A 19,638-nucleotide genomic window follows, 5' to 3' on the forward strand; every position below is an offset into this window, starting at 1 on the left:
AGCCACTTATACATACAAACGTATTTTGTTTTCATCAATGCACTTTAATTTACTTACTGGTCTTCCCACATGTTGATAAACCATTTCATTTTCTAAAACTCCAATTTCAGTTAAAAACATTACATACTTTCGAATAGACACCCTTGAAATCCCAACTAATTGAGCCATTTCATCTGTTGTAAATGCTTGTCCATGAAGTGATTCTATGTGCTTCCAAATTAACTGTAATGTTTGCTTTGTTAACCCTTTTGGCAGTTCTTTATTTGCATAAATTTCTACTTTTTCTTTTTGTAAAATCAATGTATCTAATTCAGATTGGCTAATTTTCTGCTGTTCTTTCATAAATATAAATTTTTCTCTATATGCGGTTAATGCTTCCTTAAACCTTTCAAATGTAAATGGTTTAATTAAATAATCAACAACTCCATATTGTAGCGCCTTTTTTATACTCCCCATATCATGCACAGCTGAAATCATGATTACATCAATTTCTTTTTCTTGATTCCGAATATGCATTAACAATTCAAACCCTGTATCATCAGGCATAAAAATATCAAGCAATATGAAATCTATAGATGACTCCTTTAATATCTCTACTGCTTCTTTCACAGAATTAGCTATATGAACAAGTTCAAACCCTCCTACTTGCTCTAAATAATGCTTATTTAACATCGCTACCATTGGATCATCTTCTACAATCAAAACTTTGATCATGTTCCTATCTCATCCCTACTTTTGTATGGTATTTCAATGGTTATGGTCGTTCCCTTCCCTAACAAAGACTCAACCTGCATGTTTCCATTTATTCGCTTTAAACTATCCTTTACAAGATACAAGCCATATCCTCGATTCTCTCCTTTTGTGGAATACCCTTTGACAAATAATTTGTCAATTTCTTCTTGCTGGATTCCAACTCCTGTATCTTTAACTGTGATAATCATCTTACCCTGATATTGAATAGAAATATCTACTCGCTTATACTGACAATTTATCACCGCATCTAATGCATTATCGATTAAATTCCCTACAATTGTAATGAGTTCATGAATAATACTTTCATCATATGGCTCTGGTAAGTAAGAACTTTCGCTTACAATAAGTTGTGTATTCTTTTCTCTTGCGTAACTAAGCTTACCAAGCATAAATCCTGCAAATACAGGATTTTTTATTTTTCGCATCACACCACCAATTTCATATTGATGCTCCGAGACCATGTTACTAATATAGGTCTCTAATTGTTCATAATGCTTCATATGTGTAAGCCCTAATACAACATGCATTTTATTCATAAATTCATGAGATTGTGCCCTAAGCGCTTCTGCATAAAGTCGAATATCCGTTAATTGTTCTGCTAATTGCCTAATCTCTGTTTTATCACGAAATGTTGCAATAGCACCAACAATTTCTCCTTTAACATATAAAGGAACTCTGTTTGTAACAATAGTAATCCCATAAAGATTTTGTTCCTCATACAATTGTGCTTTCCCCGTTTGTAACACTTCTTTTATACATGAGTTGGGCATATACTTCTCAACATCTTTACCAATAAAATCTTCTTCAAGGCCACTTTTCTTAAATAACCGTTTCGCTTCGTTATTAATTAAAGTAACTCTCGCATCTTTATCTACAGCAATAATTCCTTCTTTAACAGATTGTAACATCGTATTCCGTTCTTCTAAAATTTTTGCGATTTCGCTAGGTTCAAGATCAAATAAAACTTTCTTAATATGTCTAGCTAATAAAATAGCACCTATAATTCCAACTAATATTCCAACACCGATACCAATATAAATAATGTGCCTGCTCTCTTTTACTCTCTCATGCACATTATCAGCTGAAATTCCGACAGCTACAACTCCCATTTGTTCCCTCGTTTCAGAAAAAATAGGTACAAACACTCGCATAGAGATTCCCAATGTTCCTTCTGCCATCGATACATGATCTTTCCCTTTCAAAGCTATCCCTTCATCTCCTCCTACAAAATGATGACCGATTTTCTGAGGATTGGGATGAGATTTTCGAATGCCATTCATATCCATGACTACGATAAATTGAACATCTGTATTTTTTAACAAGTGATTTGTATATGTTTGAATTTCAGATATATCTTTTCTTCCTGCTAAAGCATCAATTACAAGTTGTGAATTTGCTACAATACGCGCAATTGTTTTTGCTTTTTCAGCTTGGCTTTCTTCCGTCGTACGTTCGACATTATGACTAATTAATATATCTGTTACAAGTAAAGAAAGCACAATAACCGTACAAACCAGTAATGTAATCGTTTTCCATAAACTTAACAATTTTTTTCTTTTTCTCATCCCTTTATTTTCTCCCTTATTTCTACTTTATTACACGCGAAATCTATCTTACTTATTCTTTTTTATGAATACAACAATTTTACAAAATAAGGACATCTACCTTAATTCATTCTCTCACAAAATTTTCTATCCACTTTTTATTCTTACAACAATATAATTTCTATGTCATCTACTTCGATAGTTGTATCTGCCTCTCTCTCTTATACTAAAAGTAAGAAATGAAACAACAAACAAGGAGAGATGAGAGATGAAAAAAGTGATGGAAGTAGTTGCAGCAGTAGTAGAGGTTTTTGTAAATGGAAAGCAAGTAGCAATGGAGTTAAACAAATAATGAAACGAGGAACATTCATTATGAATTGTATAAGACAATAAAAAGAGATAAGGTTTCATCGTTATTTTGATCCCTTATCTCTCTTGTTTTTTACTCGACATATAAATATAATTTCACTTTGAATTTTGCACATAGCTAATAGCTTGATTCCCCATCTGTATCCATGCCTGTTCAAAGTTTTCGCGTGGAACACTTACACTTGAAGTATCACTAAGCGGATCATGAATATAAACTGAGTCCTTATCATAACCAATAAGAAGAATACAATGTTCATTGTACGTAATTGAAACGTTTCCTGACTCTGTTTCCCATGTATCAAATTCATCTTCATCCAAAGGAGCATATGTTGCATTTGTAATCATAACAACTGGCGCACCTTCTTTTACAGTTTTATAAATTTCACTTATATTTTTACCTGTCAAATCAACAGCGCGATTCTGCAAGTATTTGTTCGCTAACTGAACAAGTGGCTCATGATACACGCCATATCCTGATTCAGAAAAAGTATAAATATTTCCTACAAATCCTTCATGTGGATTGCCACGTACCCCATTATTTGAGAAAGCGACTTTCGGTATTTCTTTAGCTAATGTCATCTTATCTACAGAAACACCTGCGTACTGTAACATCATAGCTAAACTAGTTACTTCGCAACCTCTGTCTAACTCTGGCATTTGCTGAATAAAAGGCACATTTTGTAGTAATATTTTCTCTCCCTCTGTATTCACCAGCTCTTTTTTCTCTTGAATAACCTGATTGAAGACAAAGATTTTTCCTTCCCCTATATGCTTAGTAACAGGGATGATGTCACTCCTGTTCATATATACACTACAAATAATTGTTCCTAGTACAACCACATATATATACGTCTTCCACTTCCGAATCATTCTCCTATCTTCACGCCCTTTTTACTTCGTTAAATACGAATAAAATGCATCCGCATCTGTTTGAACTATAGGTAAAAAGACAAGTTCCGTTCCCTTTTCAGGCTGTTCTGTTTTTATTTTCTCTGTTAACTGCTCGATATTTGAATTTGCACTATCTATACCAATCTCGTCTGCAATTTGTATGACTTTCTGTTCATTTATTTCTCGTAACACTTGGTAAATATCTTTACCATATAAATCAATATGCAGTTTTTTTGCTTCCTCCTGAATTTTCCCCTCATATACTTCTTGCGCCAAATCTTCTATATCTCTCCCTTTTTGAGAAATACCTAACTTTTCCGCTTCCTCCTTTACTTTCGTTCCATAAATCTCGGTCGCAATCTCATCTATTTCTTTTCCTTCCGTTGAAACCCCTAGTTTATCTGCTTCACCTTTGACCTTGATTGTATTAATTTGCTTTATTAAATCCACAATAGATGTATTATCTATTTTTATTCCTAGATTCACTGCTTCTTGTTTTACTTTTGTTTCATAGATTTCTTCTGAAAGAGTCCCCACATCTTTTCCCTCAGTAAGAATTCCTAACTGCCCGGCTTCCTGATCAACTTCAGTTTCATGAATTTCTTTTTCTAATGTAATTTGCTCTTTACCATCTGTTTCAATTCCTAGTTTTTCCGCTTTTTTCTCTGTCTGTGCCGCATGTATTTTCCCATCATTAAGTTGTTCTTTACTGCACTGAACAAAGTCAGTTTTTCCTTTTGACATCATAGAAGGAGATGCTCCTCCCATTATGCTTAAACTCACCATTCCAATAACAAATAATGATACTATCTTTTTCTTTTCCAAATTTCATCGCCCCTTTACATTTCTTACACTGTCACTTTCTTCTGACGTTTCCTCTTCCATTTTTCCCACATTATCATAAAAGATATGCTCCGTTCGATTCCTATTAAAATCAACCATGAATATAACGATCTAGCTATTCTTAAAAAGAATGTAAAGTGATTACTTATTCTGTATAGACTCTATTATGAAAAACATTTCTTAACTTTCCCTTAAAAAAAAGACGACCTTGTAAAAACAAGATCGCCTCTAATTTCTTTATGCTCTTTGATTTTTAGGTAAAATCACTTCAAAACAAGTGCCTCCACTAATTTTACTCTCTACTTTTATTTTCCCATGATGTTTCTCTACAATCCAGCTTGCAATTGAAAGCCCTAAGCCGGCACCTTCTGATTTCGTTCTTGCTTTATCTCCTTGATAAAAACGATCAAATAACTTTGGAATCTCTTCTTCTTTTATTCCAATCCCATTATCTTTTACCTGAATCATAATTGAACTACTTGTTTGCGTACATGCTACTTGAATCGTTCCACCAACATCAGTATATTTCATAGCATTGTCTAATAAAATTACAACCATTTGATGAATTCGTTCTCTATCACCAATAAAAGATACTTGAGATTCAATTTCTAGTGTCATCTTTTTGTCTTGATACGCAGCAATTTCTGCATAAGGCTCTACTACTTCCGTTAATAATTCATCTAATGCAAATTCCTTTTTATCCATTTCAATTTGATTTGAATCCGAACGAGCTAATAATAATAAATTGGTAACGAGCTTCGATAACCTTCTACACTCCTTTGAAATTGTAGAAATATCAATTGCCTTTTCTTCTATCGTAGCGGAAGGAGACTGAAATAATACATCTGTTTTAGATTGAATAACTGCTAGTGGCGTTCGTAATTCATGGGATGCATCGGAAACAAATTGTTGTTGCTTTTCCCAAGAATTACGAATTGGTACAAGAGCTCTTCCAGCTAAGAGAAATCCCATCCCTATTGCGCATAAACTTCCTACACTACACCCCACTATAAGAATTAGTGATAACGTATGCAACATATCTCTTTCTGCAGTTGTATCGCGTACAAATTGAACCGTCATTTGCCCAAGTTCAGTATTACGCTGAAAAGCCAATGCTCGAAAACTCTTCCCTTTTATTTCAATATCCTGAAAGCCTTCCAATTTTTCTGGAGAAAACGCTAAAGTATTTTCTTCAAAAATAGGATCAACAAATTTAGGATTCTTATCTATTAGGGCTACTTTTTTTCCATGCCATAACAGGACAGTAATCCTTGGATCTCCAATACGAATATCCTGAACTGATCCTTTTGGATTAGACTTAGAATGTTTCTTCTCTTTTGCTTTAAACATTTTTAGCGAACTATCTACTCCACTATAAATACGATTATATGTATAGCCATAGATAATACTCCCTAGAACTCCAATTAATATAATAAACACTAATGAATTTAATATTGTAAGGCGAATGCGTGTTTTTTGAAACATACTTCCCCTCTTCATAGCTCTTTTAACATATATCCAATCCCGCGAACGGTTTGAATATCTTTTTGATAACCAAATGACTCTAATTTTTTTCGTAAATGATGAATATACACTTCAACAATTGCTACCGTTGTATCTGAATCAAAGCCCCAAATACGATCAAAGATTTGTTCACGCATTAAAATCTTTCCACTATTTTGAACGAGGTACTCTAAAAGTTCATATTGTTTTAATGTTAATTTAATCGCTTCTCCATTCACTTGAATATCCTTGTCCTTTCCAAATAACTCGATTCCACGGTAATTAATAGTTTGCTTTGTTGTTAAATTACCGCTTCTTCGCAATAAAGCTCGAATTCTTGCTTTCAGTTCCGGAGCTTGAAATGGCTTGATTAAATAATCATCCCCTCCAAAATCTAAACCTTTCACACGGTCCTCTAAGGAATCCCTAGCAGTCAAAAATAGGACAGGTGTTTCAATCTTTTCATTCCGTATTCTTTGAATTACCTCGAAACCATCTATCGCTGGTAACATCACATCAAGAAGTATTACATCATAAATATTTTGTAATGCCAAAAACAGGCCATCTTCTCCATTCATTGCTGTATCAACTTCAAACTCATCACATAAAATTTGTGTAATTGATTCCAATAAGGGGGGATTATCTTCTACAACTAATAAGCGCATATCACGTTCTCACCTTTCATCTAACATAAAAATCTTTTCTACTCATCTATAACCATTTTTATAATAACAAAAAAGAAAACTCAACCTACTTCCCCGTCTTGTATCCGAACAATTCGACTTGCTTACTTCAATACCTTTAAATCATACATACTTTAAATTATTGTATACCCACTTCTCATAGCCTTAATAACTTTCTTACTCGTTTCTCTATCTAACGTTCTGCATATAGGCTTTATTATGAAATCAATTTCTTAACTTTCCCTTAACAAAAAGAAGTTTCAAAAGTGAAGAATTTGTATCTTACAACACTGTAATCCTCACGTCACCTAATTCGATAGTTACAAGACTTGCATCCCGCTATACTTAAAGTAAGAAATGAAGCAACAACAAAGGAGAGATAAGAGATGCAAAAAATGATTGAAGTTATAGTAGCGGTGGTAGAAGTTTTCGTAAACGGAAAACAAGTTGAAATGGAGTTAAATCGATAATGAAACGAGAAAATATTATAATAAGGTATATAGACATATAAAAAGAGATAAGGTTTAATCTTTATTTTGATCCCTTATCTCTTTTTATACTATTCTTTCACTACATATACGTGTTGACTGGGTAATTCTAAGCAATTTAACTGCCCACCATATACGGCTCCCCCATCGATTCCGATAATTCGATTACTCCCAAAATACACATTACAATTCTCCTCGTCGCCATGGAGTGTTTTTGTTTCTGTATGCCCAAAAACAACAGTTTTTTCACCATTATATCCATTATGAAACTCATTCCGTATCCACATTAACGTGTATGGCTCAGATTCAGCAACTGGTTTTGTTGGTTCTACACCTGCGTGAACAAATATGTAATCTTCTGTTTCGATATAATGATCTAGTTCTTGTATAAACTTTAAATGATTTTCTAATATATCAGACTTTAAAACTGGTTTTTCAAAATCTTCTTTATTTACAGCAATATCACTCTCTGAAAAATCATAGCTATATAATGTTTTATTCCCGCCATTTCTCTTCACCCAATGATTCCATGATTTTTCCTCATTGGTCGTTAATGCCTTTATCATCATATCTTCATGATTCCCTTTTAAAACAAAAGCACCTTCTTCCTTTAATTGCATCACTTTTTCAATTACGGCCTTTGCATTTGAACCACGATCAACGTAATCACCTAGTAAAATTAACTGGTCCTGTTTCGCATTGTATTGTGTCTCTACTAACAGCTTTTCAAATTTTTCTATTTCTCCATGAATATCACTTATCACAAGAATTCGCTTCATCTATTTTCCTTCTTTCTAGAGTGATTTACTCCATATTATAACTCACGATATCTAAATTTTCAGATTCCCATCCCGAAACCCCATTCAAAAAATAAATCAACTGGTGTTTTCCTCATCCTCCACTGATTATTAGCCCTCAAATAGCGTGATAAATTTAGTACTGTCTTTTTTACAACGATACAAATGAAATAGAAATAATTTATAAAAATAATAAATTTCACAAAAATACTTTTTTCCATATTTTTTCTATAATAATATATATATGATAGAATTTTATAAATTTATAAAAGATTAAGAGGCGATATGGGATGAAAAGATATATTAAAATAAAAGGCATTGGTGTATATGTTCCCAAACGAAAAGTAGATTCTTTTGAAATAGATCGTATGTTAGGTGTCTCTGAAGGCTGGACTTTAAAAAAAGCTGGAGTGAAAACGCGATACTTTGTCGATGATGAAACTTCTTCTTATATGGGAGCTGAAGCTGCGAAAAAAGCTGTAGCAGATGCTAAGTTAACATGGAAAGATATCGATTGTATCATCTGCGGAAGCGGAACAATTCAGCAAGCAATTCCTTCTACTGCATCACTTATTCAAGAACAACTTGGACTACAGCATTCTGGTATTCCATGTTTTGATATTAACTCAACATGCTTAAGTTTCGTAACAGCACTTGATACAATTTCTTACGCAATTGAATGCGGAAGATACAAAAATGTGGTTATCATTTCTTCTGAAATTTCTTCTGTAGGATTAAATTGGGGACAAAATGAAAGCAGCATTTTATTCGGAGATGGCGCAGCGGCCGTTGTTGTAACCAAAAGTGATCACACTTCTTCCATTATAGCTTCTCATATGGAAACGTATAGCTCTGGCGCACATCTATCGGAAATTCGCGGCGGGGGAACGATGATTCATCCTAGAGAATATAGCGAAGAACGAAAAGAGGATTTCTTATTCGATATGAATGGCAGGGCTATTTTCAAATTGTCCTCTAAATATATGTTAGATTTTATCGAAAAACTACTTATGCATACAGGTTATTCGTTAAATGATATCAATTTAGTTGTTCCACACCAAGCAAGTGGACCAGCTATGAAACTAATTCGTAAAAAGCTAGGTGTCGATGAGGATCGCTTTATGACTATTTTTGAAGACTATGGGAATATGATTTCTGCATCCATTCCGGTCGCTCTTTTCGAAGCAATTAAACAAAAGAAAGTACAACGCGGAGATAAAATATTATTACTAGGTACTTCTGCTGGGCTTTCTATCGGAGGCATTCTCCTTGAGTACTAAGAAAATAGTATTAATTACTGGCGCACGCGCACCAGCAGCATTACATTTATGCAGGCTGCTTAAGAAAAACGGACATACCGTCATTATTGCAGATAGTATTCCTTATCCATTAAGCAAAGTTTCAACGAGCACTGATTATTTTTATGAAATTCCTTCTCCAAAATGGAAAACAGATGAATGTATCTCTGCACTACAATTAATTATTCAAAGTCATGATGTAGATTTACTTATTCCTACTTGTGAAGAAATATTTTATATATCCAGACATAAAGAGAAATTAAGCCGATTTTGTCATATATTTGTAGACGAATTTCAAAAACTTGCATTACTTCATAATAAGTGGGAATTTATTCAGTTAGTAACGAAATTAGGTTGGCAAGTTCCTGCAACATATAGAACAAATAACGAACAAATCATACAGGAAATGATTCAGCAAACATCACCCGCCACTCCTTTTGTGTTAAAACCTATTTTCTCTCGTTTTTCTGACAAAGTAGCGTTTATTACAAAAGAAGATATTGAAAAAGGCATCACGATGGACAAGCAAAATTATATTATGCAAGAGTTTATAAAAGGAACGCAGCATTGCTCCTACAGTATTGTACAATCTGGGAAGGTATTAGCTCACTCTGTTTACAAAACGGAATTCACGGCGGGTTTAGGTGCTACTATTGCTTTCGAGCATATTAACCATCCAAAAATTGACCAATTTGTTGAACATATCGTAAAGGAACTCAATTTCTCTGGGCAAATCGCCTTTGATTTTATCATTACAGAAGATGGAAATCTCATTCCGATTGAATGTAATCCACGTACCACAAGTGGATTACATTTATTCGACGAAGAAGTAGTATCCGCTTTTTTTGCTAAAAAGGTGAACAATATACGCATTCCTAAGCACAACTCCCAATGTGCAATTCGATTAGCAATGCTTTTATATGGACCTCCTTACTTAAAAAGCAAACAAACAGGTAAGCGATGGCTGAAAGTTCTATGTTCCTATCCAGATATCATTTATAGTCACTCTGATTGGAAACCATTTTTTTATCAGTTTTATAGCATGTATAAATTATGGTGTGAAAGCTATAAACATGAACGGACTATTTTGGAGCAAACAACATATGACATATCATGGGATGGTGAAAACTTATGAAAATGCTAGTAACTGGTGGAACTGGTTTTCTAGGACAAAAACTTGCTTTTCGATTAATGAATATGGGCTATGAAGTAACAGCAACCGGGAGAAATAAAACAATCGGCAAATTATTAGAACAAAATGGCATTGAATTTGTACATTGTCCTCTTGAAGATAGACATCGTGTTCTACAAGTTTGTAAAGATAAAGATTATATCTTTCATAGCGGCGCCCTTTCTTCTCCTTGGGGCAAATATAAAGATTTTTACAATGCGAATGTGTTAGGAACAAAGCATATTATCGAAGGAAGTCAAAAGTCTGGCATAAAACGCCTTATCCATGTATCAACACCGAGTATTTATTTCTATTATGATGAGCGACAAGATGTAGTAGAAAATGCGAAACTTCCTGATACATTTGTAAACCATTATGCGAAAACAAAGTACTTAGCTGAGCAATCTATTGATCAAGCATTCAATCATGGTTTACCTGTTATCACGATACGCCCACGTGCTTTATTTGGTCCAGGAGATAACGCCATTCTCCCGCGCCTTATTAAAGTATGTGAAAAAGGCGCTCTACCAAGAATCGGTACAGAAGATGTACTCGTCGATATTACCTATATCGATAATGTTGTAGATGCCTTACTTCTTTGTATGCATTCACCTAAACATACATTAGGCCAAAAATACAATATAACAAATGGTGAACGTGTAAATTTATATGAAGTAATTGAGAATGTGATGAAACGCCTTGGTAAAGAGGTTCAATATAAAAAGATTTCCTACAAAGCCGCTTTTACAATTGCCGCTATACTAGAAGGTATTTCAAAAACCATTTTACTTGGAAAAGAACCTATTCTCACAAAATATACAGTTAGTGTACTTTCAAAAAGTCAGACTTTAAGCATTGATAAAGCTCAAAAAGAACTAGGCTATGCTCCGAATATCAGCATAGAAGAAGGAATCACAAAATTTGTAGAATGGTGGAAAACACAATGAAAATCAAATCTTTAAAGCTATACGATACAGGATATTGTACACACCCTGAGAAAGTTGCATATTCCAAGGGTAGTTGGAAACAAATTTCCTTTCCAGCTACAGTGGGATTACTTCAACATCCAAGCTTAGGTTATATTTTGTTTGATACTGGGTATGCCCAGCATTTTATAGAAGCAACAAGAAAATTTCCTTACTCTGTATATGCTAAACTTACTCCTGTTCACTTTACAGAAGAGCAATCTATTAAACAGCAACTACTTCTTGATGGTATTCAACCAGAAGAGATCAAGTATATTATTCTTTCTCATTTTCATGGTGACCATACAGCAGGGCTACCTGACTTTCCGAAAGCAAAAATACTAACCTTCGCGAAAGCTTATGAAGATATAAAAAAGAGAAGTAAATTTGGTGCCCTATTAAAAGGTTGCTTAAAAGATACATTACCAATTGATTTAGAACAACGGATGACATTTATTGATCAAACTCCATCACTTAGCTTATCTCCTACATATGGAAAGTTTGAAGAGGGATATGATGTATTTGGTGATGGTTCATTACTAGCTGTTGATTTAACGGGACATGCAATTGGACAATTTGGTGTATTCGTCCATTTACATAGTAATAAAATTATTTTTCTTTGCGCAGATGCAGTGTGGCTAAGTAAAACGTATGAAAACCTTGTATTTCCAAGTAAGATTGCCAATCTTTTAACTGGGGATGCAAAATCTTATCGTCTCAACATTGAAAAATTACATCATTTATCGCAAATATCACCTAAAATCGAAATCCTCCCAACTCATTGCGAACGCACATGGAATCAAATTAAAGCAGGGGTGTACTATGAATAAATTACGGATTCTCCAGCAATATTTGAAAACAAAATATCGCTTACAATTTTCAAATCACCAGCAACTAGAACAATTTCATAAGCAAAATATAACAAAACAACTGTTGTTTGCTATAGATCAGTCTCCTTTCTATCGTCAATTATATACACCTTTTTTAAAAGAAATCGAAAAGGGAAATTTAGCTGCACTCCCCATCATTGACAAAGAAGTAATGATGGAACACTTTGATACATTAAATACAGTTAATATTTCAAAGAAAGAAGCCTTTCATGTAGCATTTGAAGCGGAAAAGACCCGAAATTTTTCTCCAACTATTCGTAATATAACTGTTGGGCTGTCATCAGGCACTAGTGGAAATCGTGGAGTTTTTCTCGTTTCTGAGGAAGAACAAACGATGTGGGCCGGTTCTATTATCGGTAAAGTCCTTCCTTCTAGCATTCTACATAAACACACTATCGCTTTTTTCTTACGAGCGAACAGCAATTTATATGAAGCGACAAATAATAAGCGAATTTCGTTTCATTTTTTTGATTTACTAGATTCGTTTCATCAACATATCGCTCGACTAAATAAAGTAAATCCATCTATTTTAATTGCACCTCCTTCTATGTTGCGAAAAATCGCTCATTGGCAACAAGAAGGACTTATTACGATTTGTCCCAAAAAAATCATCTCTGTAGCAGAAGTACTTGAAGATATTGATAGAGAGTTTATCAGTACAATTTTTCAACAGACAGTACACCAAGTTTACCAATGTACAGAAGGCTTTCTTGCGACAACATGTAAACACGGTACATTACACATCAATGAAGATCTCGTTCATATTGAAAAAGAATACTTAGATCAGGAAAATGGGATATTCGTTCCCATTATTACTGATTTCATGAGGAAGACACAACCTATAATCCGCTACCGCCTCAATGACATATTAATTGAGAAAAAAACAGCGTGTGCCTGCGGTTCTCCTTTCTTAGCTTTAGAACGAATTGATGGTCGATGCGATGATATATTTACTGGGATAAATGAATTGGATAAGAGTGAAATATCTATTTTTCCTGATTTCATTCGAAGAGCAATTATGTTTGCATCTAATGAAATTCAAGAATTTAAAGTGATTCAGCACAGCACAGACAAAATTGAGATTAAACTAAAAATACCTCCTGAACATTTCAAATCATGTAAATCAAATGTGATACAAGAGTTACGTACACTATGGTCCACAAAAAAATGTGTTGTACCACAGTTTCTCTTTTCACATTATGATATTCAATTATATGATAAAAAATTAAAAAGAATAGAAAGCCTTATAAAGCATGGTGAGAGTCTATGATTAAGTTACATGATATTCATTCCTTGCACAGCATCGACTGGGCTACAAAACGAGATGGAGCATATGTAAGAGACAGCTTCCTGCCGCTCTTTCAAAATGGCGTTACAGCATTTATTGAAAATGTTAACACGCAGCTATTTCTCTTAGAAATTGATGATCTTATCTTACCAGTTACTGTTAATAACGAGGGATTTGAAAATTCATATGTATGTTCTCCTTATACACATTACATATCCTATGCACTAGAAGAGTTATGGGAGTTAAAGAAGCCCTGGTTAGAGAAATTACTAACCTATCCGATTCATCTTATCGGAAGCTGGCTACGCCGAACGAATATTAATAAAGTAATTGTAGTGAATAATTGGATGCTATCAACAAACCTTTATCATTCTATCAATAAACAACAAATCGAACAGGTTACGAATTTACTTATTGAGAAATTTCCAGAGCATACCATTCTATTCCGTTCTTTAAATAGCGAATTATACCCTACAATTACACAAGCATTGTCTACTGTAGGTTACAACAAAATTATGTCTCGTTCTGTATATTTATTTAATCCCAAAGACTATAAAAAAATGAACCGAAAAGCACGAAAAGACTTATTAAATGATAAAAGTTTATTAAAGAAAAGTAATTATGAAATAATTACGAATGAGGAGTTAACAAAAGAGGATATTTTACAGATTTCCGAGTTATACAATCAACTATATATCGAGAAATATTCCGACCATAATCCAATGTTTACACCAGCTTATTTTTGGAATGCACTTCAGCATCATTTATTTGAGATGAAAGTTATAAAAAAAGAGGGGAAGATTGATGGTGTCATTGCTTATTTTATTAGAGATGGAGTTATGACAACTCCTATACTTGGCTATGATACAAACTCCGATCAGCAACAAGGTTTATATCGTATTCTCTCTTTCCTTATTACGATCGATTCTATCGAAAAAAATTTAATTTGTCATTGTAGTGCTGGAGCTGGCGAATTCAAACGAAATCGTGGTGCACAACAGCAGATTGAATACAGCTATATATATAATGCTCATTTGCCACGTAATCAGCAAAGAGTCTGGAAAATCTTAGGTTGGATATTAAATACTTGTATAGAACCGATGGCAAAAAAATATCGGTTTTAAACAAAAAAAGAGATAAGATTCCCTCTTATCTCTTTTTCCATACCCTACATTATTCTGTAGCTTGTTTGATAATTTCATTTGCTCCTGCTAGCCTTAACATATTTGCGATTTCTTTAAAACCTCGTTTTTCCGCATGCTCTAGTGGAGTAACGCCGTCTCGATCTGCCATATTTACATCTGCACCATGGTCAATGAGTAACTGAACAGTTTGTTTATGATTTTCACTGCCATTTCCAAGAGCAATTGCTTCTAGTAATGCTGTCCAACCAAGGTCATTTCTATAATTCACATCAATATCAGTACGACCCACTAATTCTTTTACAACTTCCACATGCCCTCTTTCAGCCGCTGGAATGAGCGCTGTTCCACCGTGACGATTTATTTCTCTAATGTTCGTTCCTGCATCAATTGTTAGTTTCACAATATCAACATAACCCTCTTTGCTCGCATAAAGAAACGGATTTTCTTTATTTTCATCTTGCAATTCGATGTCTGCACCTGCATCAATCAATGCCTTCACTGTCTCAACATGATTATGATACGTCGCCGCCATTACAGGTGTTTCCCCTTTATCCCCTGCTACATTTATGTTAGCCCCATCTTTTATTAATTTCATAGCTGTTTCTGTATCACCAATTGTCGCAGAAAGTAATAATTGCTTATCCATTAAATTCATACTCTTCTTCTCTTTGTTCTCTTCTTCCTCTTTATGTGTCTTCTCTTGTTTTTTTTCATTTTTAACTTGAACCGGCTTAGATTCAACCTCTTCTTGCTTCTCACAAGCTACTATCATAATGAAAAGCCCTAACAACACAAATAATAAAAACCTTTGTTTCCTCACAACTTACAGCTCCTATGAAAGATAATGTTTTTTTAACCATCCCTTCATCACATGTAACAACTCTTCTTCAATACATTTATCCATAAGCCCCTTATATTCCTTCATTAATCGAATCATTGTATGCTTATGGTCATAATTTCTTAAAATATGGTTCATGTTTGGAATGATATGCCATTCTGCTTCACCATTAACATATGAAGCAATCAGTTTAGCATGCTCAGGCGGCACTTGTATATCCCTGTCTCCCGTAATTGCTAAAACAGGACATGATACTTGCTCTAAATATGTAACTACATTATATTGTAACTGTTCTCTTAACCATTTTGCATTCACTTTTGTCCCTTTTATCCATATAACAGCTTCTGTTGAATCTTGCACCTTTTTCGTAAGTGCTTCATTCTGCTTTTTCATCCGTTGTGGAATCTTCAACATTTTAGATAACCAACCCGTGAATCCTGATTCATTTTCTAACTCGTTGACAACTTTATCTATTTGTCTTTCCAAGAGTAATTTAGATGATTCTGCTGCACCAGCAAGTAATACTAATCCCGCAGCTGACTCTCTTACATAGACAGCTGGTGCAAGTAAAGCTCCCTCACTATGTCCGGCAATAATAACACGTTTTGGGTCTATTTGTGGATGATCCTTTAAAAATCTAATCCATAAAACAGCATCATCAATAAAGTCTGTCACCCCTGATTTATAATAATCCCCCTTACTTTTATGAGTACCACGCTTATCATAACGAAGTACTGCAAATCCTAGAGAGGTAAAATAACCCGCTAATTCTTTATATAAGTTTAACTGTAAACGACTTGTATTTCCATCACGATTCCCTTTTCCAGTACCACCAATGATTACAATAGCTGGATACGATTCAGAATAATATGTAGGGAGTGTTAAAGTTCCTTGAAGTGTATACGCACATTCCATCGTCACAAACAATTCTTTCCCCATGTTTATTCTCCCCTCACTGTTTTTCAAGAATAATATATAGTTAAAATCGTTCTTCTTTCCTAATATATCCTATGCCTATATTATCAAAGATGAGAACAAGTATATAATGTAAACAGCTGTTTGCATTATATATGAGAACTATTACTAATTAAAAAAAGATGTGTAGCAATTTCTACACATCTTCATCTTATTCACAGCCAGTAATGAGCAAATCATCTTCTAACTTAAGTAACAATGTATCCACATCGATTTCCTGACCAGTTTCTATATTTACAGATTGTATATGGCCACTAATTCCCACTGCTACTTTCTCCAGTGTTCCATCATTTTTTCGAATCGTCATTAATTTTTCCCATTCATATACGTAAGATGATTCATCAACGAAAATCTCTTCTATTCTCCCGTTATATGAACTATAAATCTCTTCAATCATCGCTTGCATTCAAAATCTACTCCCTACTTCACGCTTCTCTATTTTCTCATCTATTCTACCACTCCTGTAGTAAACACATTATGTTTTTAAAAATTCAAAATAAAATTCATGAACAAAATGAACAAAATGACAATTATGCGTTTAATAACGTTATTTCTCTAATTATTTACCATCCATATTTCATCCTTTATGATAAACAAAAAAGTTTTTCTGAATTTTCAGCACAATTTGAAAGCGTAATCATTTTTTGAGGGGGAGATTACATGTTAGCGATACTCGGATTTGCAATGGTCTTTGTCTTTATGTTTTTAATTATGACAAAACGTATGTCAGCATTAGTTGCATTAATATTAATTCCTATTACATTTGCATTAATTGGGGGATTTTACGCAAATATGGGACCTATGATGCTAGATGGAATTACGAAATTAGCACCTACTGGTATTATGCTTATGTTTGCAATTTTATATTTCGGAATCATGATTGATAGTGGTTTATTCGACCCTGTCATTAGTAAAATCTTGAAATTTGTAAAAGGCGATCCTTTAAAAATTGTTGTCGGTACAGCTATTCTAACTATTATCGTTTCTTTAGATGGTGATGGTACAACAACATATATGATTACAGTTTCTGCAATGTATCCACTTTATAAACGCCTTGGAATGAATCCACTTATATTAGCTGGGGTTGTTATGTTAGGAGCAGGAGTGACAAACCTTACACCTTGGGGTGGGCCAACCGCTCGAGTTATGAGTGCACTTGGACTTGATGCATCCGAACTCTTCACACCACTTATTCCAGGAATGATTGCTGGTGCAATTTGGGTTATTTTTGTTGCTTACTATCTCGGAAAAAAAGAAAGAAAACGTTTAGGAATTATGGATGTACAATATTTAAAGAAAATGCAAACAATGGATGAGCAAGCTGCAACAGTCGAAGCTGTATCACATAAACGCCCTAAACTACTCTGGATTAACTTTTTATTAACAGCTGCCTTACTCGTTTGTCTCATACTAGAAGTTATGCCGTTACCAGTTTTATTTACAGTCGCTTTTGCTATTGCCGTTATGATCAACTATCCAAACTTAGAACAACAGAAAGAACGTATTGCTTCTCACGCTGGAAATGTATTAGCAGTTGTTTCTCTCGTATTCGCTGCTGGAGTTTTCACAGGTATTCTATCTGGAACAAAGATGGTAGATGCGATGGCTCAAAGTGTAGTTACTCTCATACCAGATGCACTCGGACCGCAACTTCCAATTATTACAGCTCTTCTAAGTATGCCGTTCACATTTTTCATGTCCAATGATGCCTTTTACTTCGGTGTATTACCTATTTTGACAAAAGCAGCCGCTACTTACGGAATTAGTGCAGCTGAAATGGGACGCGCTTCGTTACTCGGACAACCCGTTCACTTACTAAGCCCTCTCGTCGCTTCCACTTATTTATTAGTCGGAATGGCCAAAGTTGATTTCGGTGAACATCAACGCTTTACATTACTATGGGCAGTTGGAACAACACTGGTCATGTTACTTGTTGGTATTATTACTGGCATCATTCCGATATAATCCGTAACGAAACTTCTTTGAAAGGAGTTTCGTTTTTTCAGTCAATACAAATAAGAAAGAAGGCTACAATATGATATTATCCAATCTTTTATTATTGATATTCGCAAGCCTAGGTGGTTACATACTTTCTTTAACTGGTTTGTCGATTGGTTGGTTACTTGGTTCCCTAAGTATTACAGGTTTTCTTGCTTACTTCAAACCATTCTGGATGCAAAGATTAGAAGAACAGCCACAACAAGAAAAAGTCCTTCTTTCCTTTCAACATATTGGTCAATGTATCATTGGTATTGAATTAGGACAAAAATTAACAACTGATATTCTTTTTACGTTTCAACAGCACTGGCTAATCATTATTATGATGATTATTGGCTCCATTGCTCTTGCTTTATGTTCTGGTTTGATTTTATGGCGTTTCGGGAAAGTAGATTTATTTACGAGCCTATTTAGCGCCACTCCTGGCGGGTTATCTGTTATGCCTACACTCGCCTCAGAAATAGGTGCGAATACCGCAATAGTTAGTATTGTTCAAACAATTCGCGTCTTTTTGGTGCTTGGTACAATTCCACTTCTTTCTGTCTATTGGATTCCCCATAATCCAATTGTATCTCACCTAAAAAACGCCCCTACCAGCTCTCCATTTTGGACAATCTTTTTAATTTTTATCGCTTGGATTGGTTATCGAATCGGAAAAGTTTTAAAACTTCCTTCCCCTTGGCTTGTCGGAAGCATGATAAGCGTTGCACTCATACAAGCTTTATCTACACACTATGTTAGTAATAGTCCGACAGCCTGGTGGCCACAATGGATTATGGTTTTAGCTCAAATTTTCATTGCAACTAGCATTGGATGTCGTTTTAATAAAGAAATGTTTATTGGTGTAAAACAAACAATCATACTAGGATTATTTAGTTCTATCGGCCTGATTGGAATCTCTATATCGTGTGCATTCTTTGTTTCTTCCGTCACAAATATTCCACTAGTTACTTCTATACTAGCTCTTGCACCTGGCGGAATTGCAGAAATGACAACAACCGCTATCATTTTACAAACAGATGCTACATTTGTAGTCACAGTTCAAGTAATACGCGTTCTTACCATTCTTGGATTGCTTCCTATTTTCTTTAAATTCCTTTATGGATATTTGCATGGCAAAAAATCTAATGTTCATAAAACAGGATAACGACTTCTTCGAACAAAAAAGTAGAGGCTATAAGAACCTCTACTTTTTTCTA

General features: G+C 34.4%; 17 protein-coding genes and 1 pseudogene. 8 read left to right on the forward strand and 10 right to left on the reverse strand.

What is annotated here, in order from left to right; translation table 11 throughout:
• Positions 1-6: 6 nt before the first annotated feature.
• From AAIE21_RS19645 to AAIE21_RS19675, 7 genes are all read right to left on the reverse strand, one after another.
• Positions 7-714, reverse strand: a complete 708-nt coding sequence (locus AAIE21_RS19645; RefSeq protein ID WP_343268331.1) for a response regulator — start codon at positions 712-714, stop codon at positions 7-9.
• A complete protein-coding gene (locus AAIE21_RS19650; protein WP_343268332.1) occupies positions 711-2,318 on the reverse strand; it encodes a sensor histidine kinase in 1,608 nt (535 codons plus the stop codon). Before AAIE21_RS19650 ends, AAIE21_RS19645 begins: the two co-directional genes overlap by 4 nt.
• Before the next feature lie 444 nt (positions 2,319-2,762).
• Positions 2,763-3,452: a C39 family peptidase gene (locus tag AAIE21_RS19655; RefSeq protein WP_481858697.1), complete on the reverse strand. Its 690-nt coding sequence runs from the start codon at positions 3,450-3,452 to the stop codon at positions 2,763-2,765.
• 105 nt (positions 3,453-3,557) lie between these two features.
• A complete protein-coding gene (locus AAIE21_RS19660) occupies positions 3,558-4,343 on the reverse strand; it encodes a transporter (protein ID WP_343268379.1) in 786 nt (261 codons plus the stop codon).
• A gap of 294 nt (positions 4,344-4,637) precedes the next feature.
• Positions 4,638-5,900 (reverse strand): sensor histidine kinase, encoded by a 1,263-nt coding sequence (locus AAIE21_RS19665; RefSeq protein WP_343268334.1) that lies wholly within the window; start codon positions 5,898-5,900, stop codon positions 4,638-4,640.
• On the reverse strand, positions 5,897-6,568 hold the full coding sequence (locus AAIE21_RS19670) for a response regulator transcription factor (RefSeq protein WP_343268335.1): 672 nt from the start codon (positions 6,566-6,568) through the stop codon (positions 5,897-5,899). The genes AAIE21_RS19665 and AAIE21_RS19670 overlap by 4 nt, the downstream gene beginning before the upstream one ends.
• Before the next feature lie 577 nt (positions 6,569-7,145).
• Positions 7,146-7,853 (reverse strand): metallophosphoesterase family protein, encoded by a 708-nt coding sequence (locus AAIE21_RS19675; RefSeq protein ID WP_343268336.1) that lies wholly within the window; start codon positions 7,851-7,853, stop codon positions 7,146-7,148.
• A gap of 308 nt (positions 7,854-8,161) precedes the next feature.
• Here AAIE21_RS19675 and AAIE21_RS19680 point away from each other — a divergent pair, with 308 nt between their 5' ends.
• Genes AAIE21_RS19680 through AAIE21_RS19705 form a run of 6 tightly spaced genes read left to right on the forward strand, consistent with a single transcriptional unit; the run spans position 8,162 to position 14,607 of the window.
• Positions 8,162-9,151 carry a beta-ketoacyl-ACP synthase III gene (locus AAIE21_RS19680; protein ID WP_343268337.1) on the forward strand — a complete coding sequence of 330 codons (990 nt, stop codon included), beginning with the start codon at positions 8,162-8,164 and terminating at the stop codon, positions 9,149-9,151.
• Complete coding sequence (locus AAIE21_RS19685; protein WP_343268338.1) at positions 9,141-10,304, forward strand: ATP-grasp domain-containing protein; 1,164 nt, start codon at positions 9,141-9,143, stop codon at positions 10,302-10,304. The genes AAIE21_RS19680 and AAIE21_RS19685 overlap by 11 nt, the downstream gene beginning before the upstream one ends.
• Positions 10,301-11,287 (forward strand): NAD-dependent epimerase/dehydratase family protein, encoded by a 987-nt coding sequence (locus tag AAIE21_RS19690; protein ID WP_343268339.1) that lies wholly within the window; start codon positions 10,301-10,303, stop codon positions 11,285-11,287. Before AAIE21_RS19685 ends, AAIE21_RS19690 begins: the two co-directional genes overlap by 4 nt.
• Positions 11,284-12,135, forward strand: coding sequence for an MBL fold metallo-hydrolase (locus tag AAIE21_RS19695; RefSeq protein WP_343268340.1), 852 nt, complete (start codon positions 11,284-11,286; stop codon positions 12,133-12,135). Before AAIE21_RS19690 ends, AAIE21_RS19695 begins: the two co-directional genes overlap by 4 nt.
• Positions 12,128-13,465 carry a F390 synthetase-related protein gene (locus AAIE21_RS19700; protein ID WP_343268341.1) on the forward strand — a complete coding sequence of 446 codons (1,338 nt, stop codon included), beginning with the start codon at positions 12,128-12,130 and terminating at the stop codon, positions 13,463-13,465. Before AAIE21_RS19695 ends, AAIE21_RS19700 begins: the two co-directional genes overlap by 8 nt.
• Positions 13,462-14,607, forward strand: coding sequence for a hypothetical protein (locus AAIE21_RS19705; protein WP_343268342.1), 1,146 nt, complete (start codon positions 13,462-13,464; stop codon positions 14,605-14,607). The genes AAIE21_RS19700 and AAIE21_RS19705 overlap by 4 nt, the downstream gene beginning before the upstream one ends.
• A gap of 49 nt (positions 14,608-14,656) precedes the next feature.
• On the opposite strand, the pseudogene AAIE21_RS19710 reads toward AAIE21_RS19705, so the two are convergent.
• The 3 genes and pseudogenes from AAIE21_RS19710 to AAIE21_RS19720 form a co-directional block, all read right to left on the reverse strand.
• A pseudogene (locus AAIE21_RS19710) lies at positions 14,657-15,488 on the reverse strand (ankyrin repeat domain-containing protein).
• Complete coding sequence (locus AAIE21_RS19715) at positions 15,461-16,405, reverse strand: alpha/beta hydrolase family protein (RefSeq protein WP_343268343.1); 945 nt, start codon at positions 16,403-16,405, stop codon at positions 15,461-15,463. The pseudogene AAIE21_RS19710 and the gene AAIE21_RS19715 overlap by 28 nt, the downstream one beginning before the upstream one ends.
• A 187-nt stretch (positions 16,406-16,592) precedes the next feature.
• The gene (locus tag AAIE21_RS19720) at positions 16,593-16,847 is read right to left on the reverse strand and encodes a hypothetical protein (protein ID WP_343268344.1); all 255 of its coding nucleotides are present in this window, start codon (positions 16,845-16,847) and stop codon (positions 16,593-16,595) included.
• Positions 16,848-17,101: 254 nt separating this feature from the next.
• Between AAIE21_RS19720 and AAIE21_RS19725 the strand changes: the two genes are divergently transcribed.
• The gene (locus tag AAIE21_RS19725) at positions 17,102-18,406 is read left to right on the forward strand and encodes a CitMHS family transporter (RefSeq protein ID WP_343268345.1); all 1,305 of its coding nucleotides are present in this window, start codon (positions 17,102-17,104) and stop codon (positions 18,404-18,406) included.
• A gap of 70 nt (positions 18,407-18,476) precedes the next feature.
• On the forward strand, positions 18,477-19,586 hold the full coding sequence (locus AAIE21_RS19730) for an AbrB family transcriptional regulator (RefSeq protein WP_343268346.1): 1,110 nt from the start codon (positions 18,477-18,479) through the stop codon (positions 19,584-19,586).
• The last annotated feature ends 52 nt before the right edge of the window (positions 19,587-19,638 follow it).

The organism is Paenibacillus sp. 102, from assembly GCF_039549175.1.
GTDB lineage: Bacteria > Bacillota > Bacilli > Bacillales > Bacillaceae_G > Bacillus_A.

Excerpts from the sequence above, each read along its gene's own strand:
- AAIE21_RS19730 (WP_343268346.1), top strand. The coding sequence starts at position 18,477 with ATGATATTATCCAATCTTTTATTATTGATATTCGCAAGCCTAGGTGGT.
- AAIE21_RS19665 (WP_343268334.1), bottom strand. The coding sequence starts at position 5,900 with ATGAAGAGGGGAAGTATGTTTCAAAAAACACGCATTCGCCTTACAATA.
- AAIE21_RS19670 (WP_343268335.1), bottom strand. The coding sequence starts at position 6,568 with ATGCGCTTATTAGTTGTAGAAGATAATCCCCCCTTATTGGAATCAATT.
- AAIE21_RS19725 (WP_343268345.1), top strand. The coding sequence starts at position 17,102 with ATGTTAGCGATACTCGGATTTGCAATGGTCTTTGTCTTTATGTTTTTA.
- AAIE21_RS19705 (WP_343268342.1), top strand. The coding sequence starts at position 13,462 with ATGATTAAGTTACATGATATTCATTCCTTGCACAGCATCGACTGGGCT.
- AAIE21_RS19700 (WP_343268341.1), top strand. The coding sequence starts at position 12,128 with ATGAATAAATTACGGATTCTCCAGCAATATTTGAAAACAAAATATCGC.
- AAIE21_RS19680 (WP_343268337.1), top strand. The coding sequence starts at position 8,162 with ATGAAAAGATATATTAAAATAAAAGGCATTGGTGTATATGTTCCCAAA.
- AAIE21_RS19715 (WP_343268343.1), bottom strand. The coding sequence starts at position 16,405 with ATGGGGAAAGAATTGTTTGTGACGATGGAATGTGCGTATACACTTCAA.
- AAIE21_RS19660 (WP_343268379.1), bottom strand. The coding sequence starts at position 4,343 with ATGGTGAGTTTAAGCATAATGGGAGGAGCATCTCCTTCTATGATGTCA.
- AAIE21_RS19720 (WP_343268344.1), bottom strand. The coding sequence starts at position 16,847 with ATGCAAGCGATGATTGAAGAGATTTATAGTTCATATAACGGGAGAATA.
- AAIE21_RS19690 (WP_343268339.1), top strand. The coding sequence starts at position 10,301 with ATGAAAATGCTAGTAACTGGTGGAACTGGTTTTCTAGGACAAAAACTT.
- AAIE21_RS19675 (WP_343268336.1), bottom strand. The coding sequence starts at position 7,853 with ATGAAGCGAATTCTTGTGATAAGTGATATTCATGGAGAAATAGAAAAA.
- AAIE21_RS19645 (WP_343268331.1), bottom strand. The coding sequence starts at position 714 with ATGATCAAAGTTTTGATTGTAGAAGATGATCCAATGGTAGCGATGTTA.
- AAIE21_RS19695 (WP_343268340.1), top strand. The coding sequence starts at position 11,284 with ATGAAAATCAAATCTTTAAAGCTATACGATACAGGATATTGTACACAC.
- AAIE21_RS19650 (WP_343268332.1), bottom strand. The coding sequence starts at position 2,318 with ATGAGAAAAAGAAAAAAATTGTTAAGTTTATGGAAAACGATTACATTA.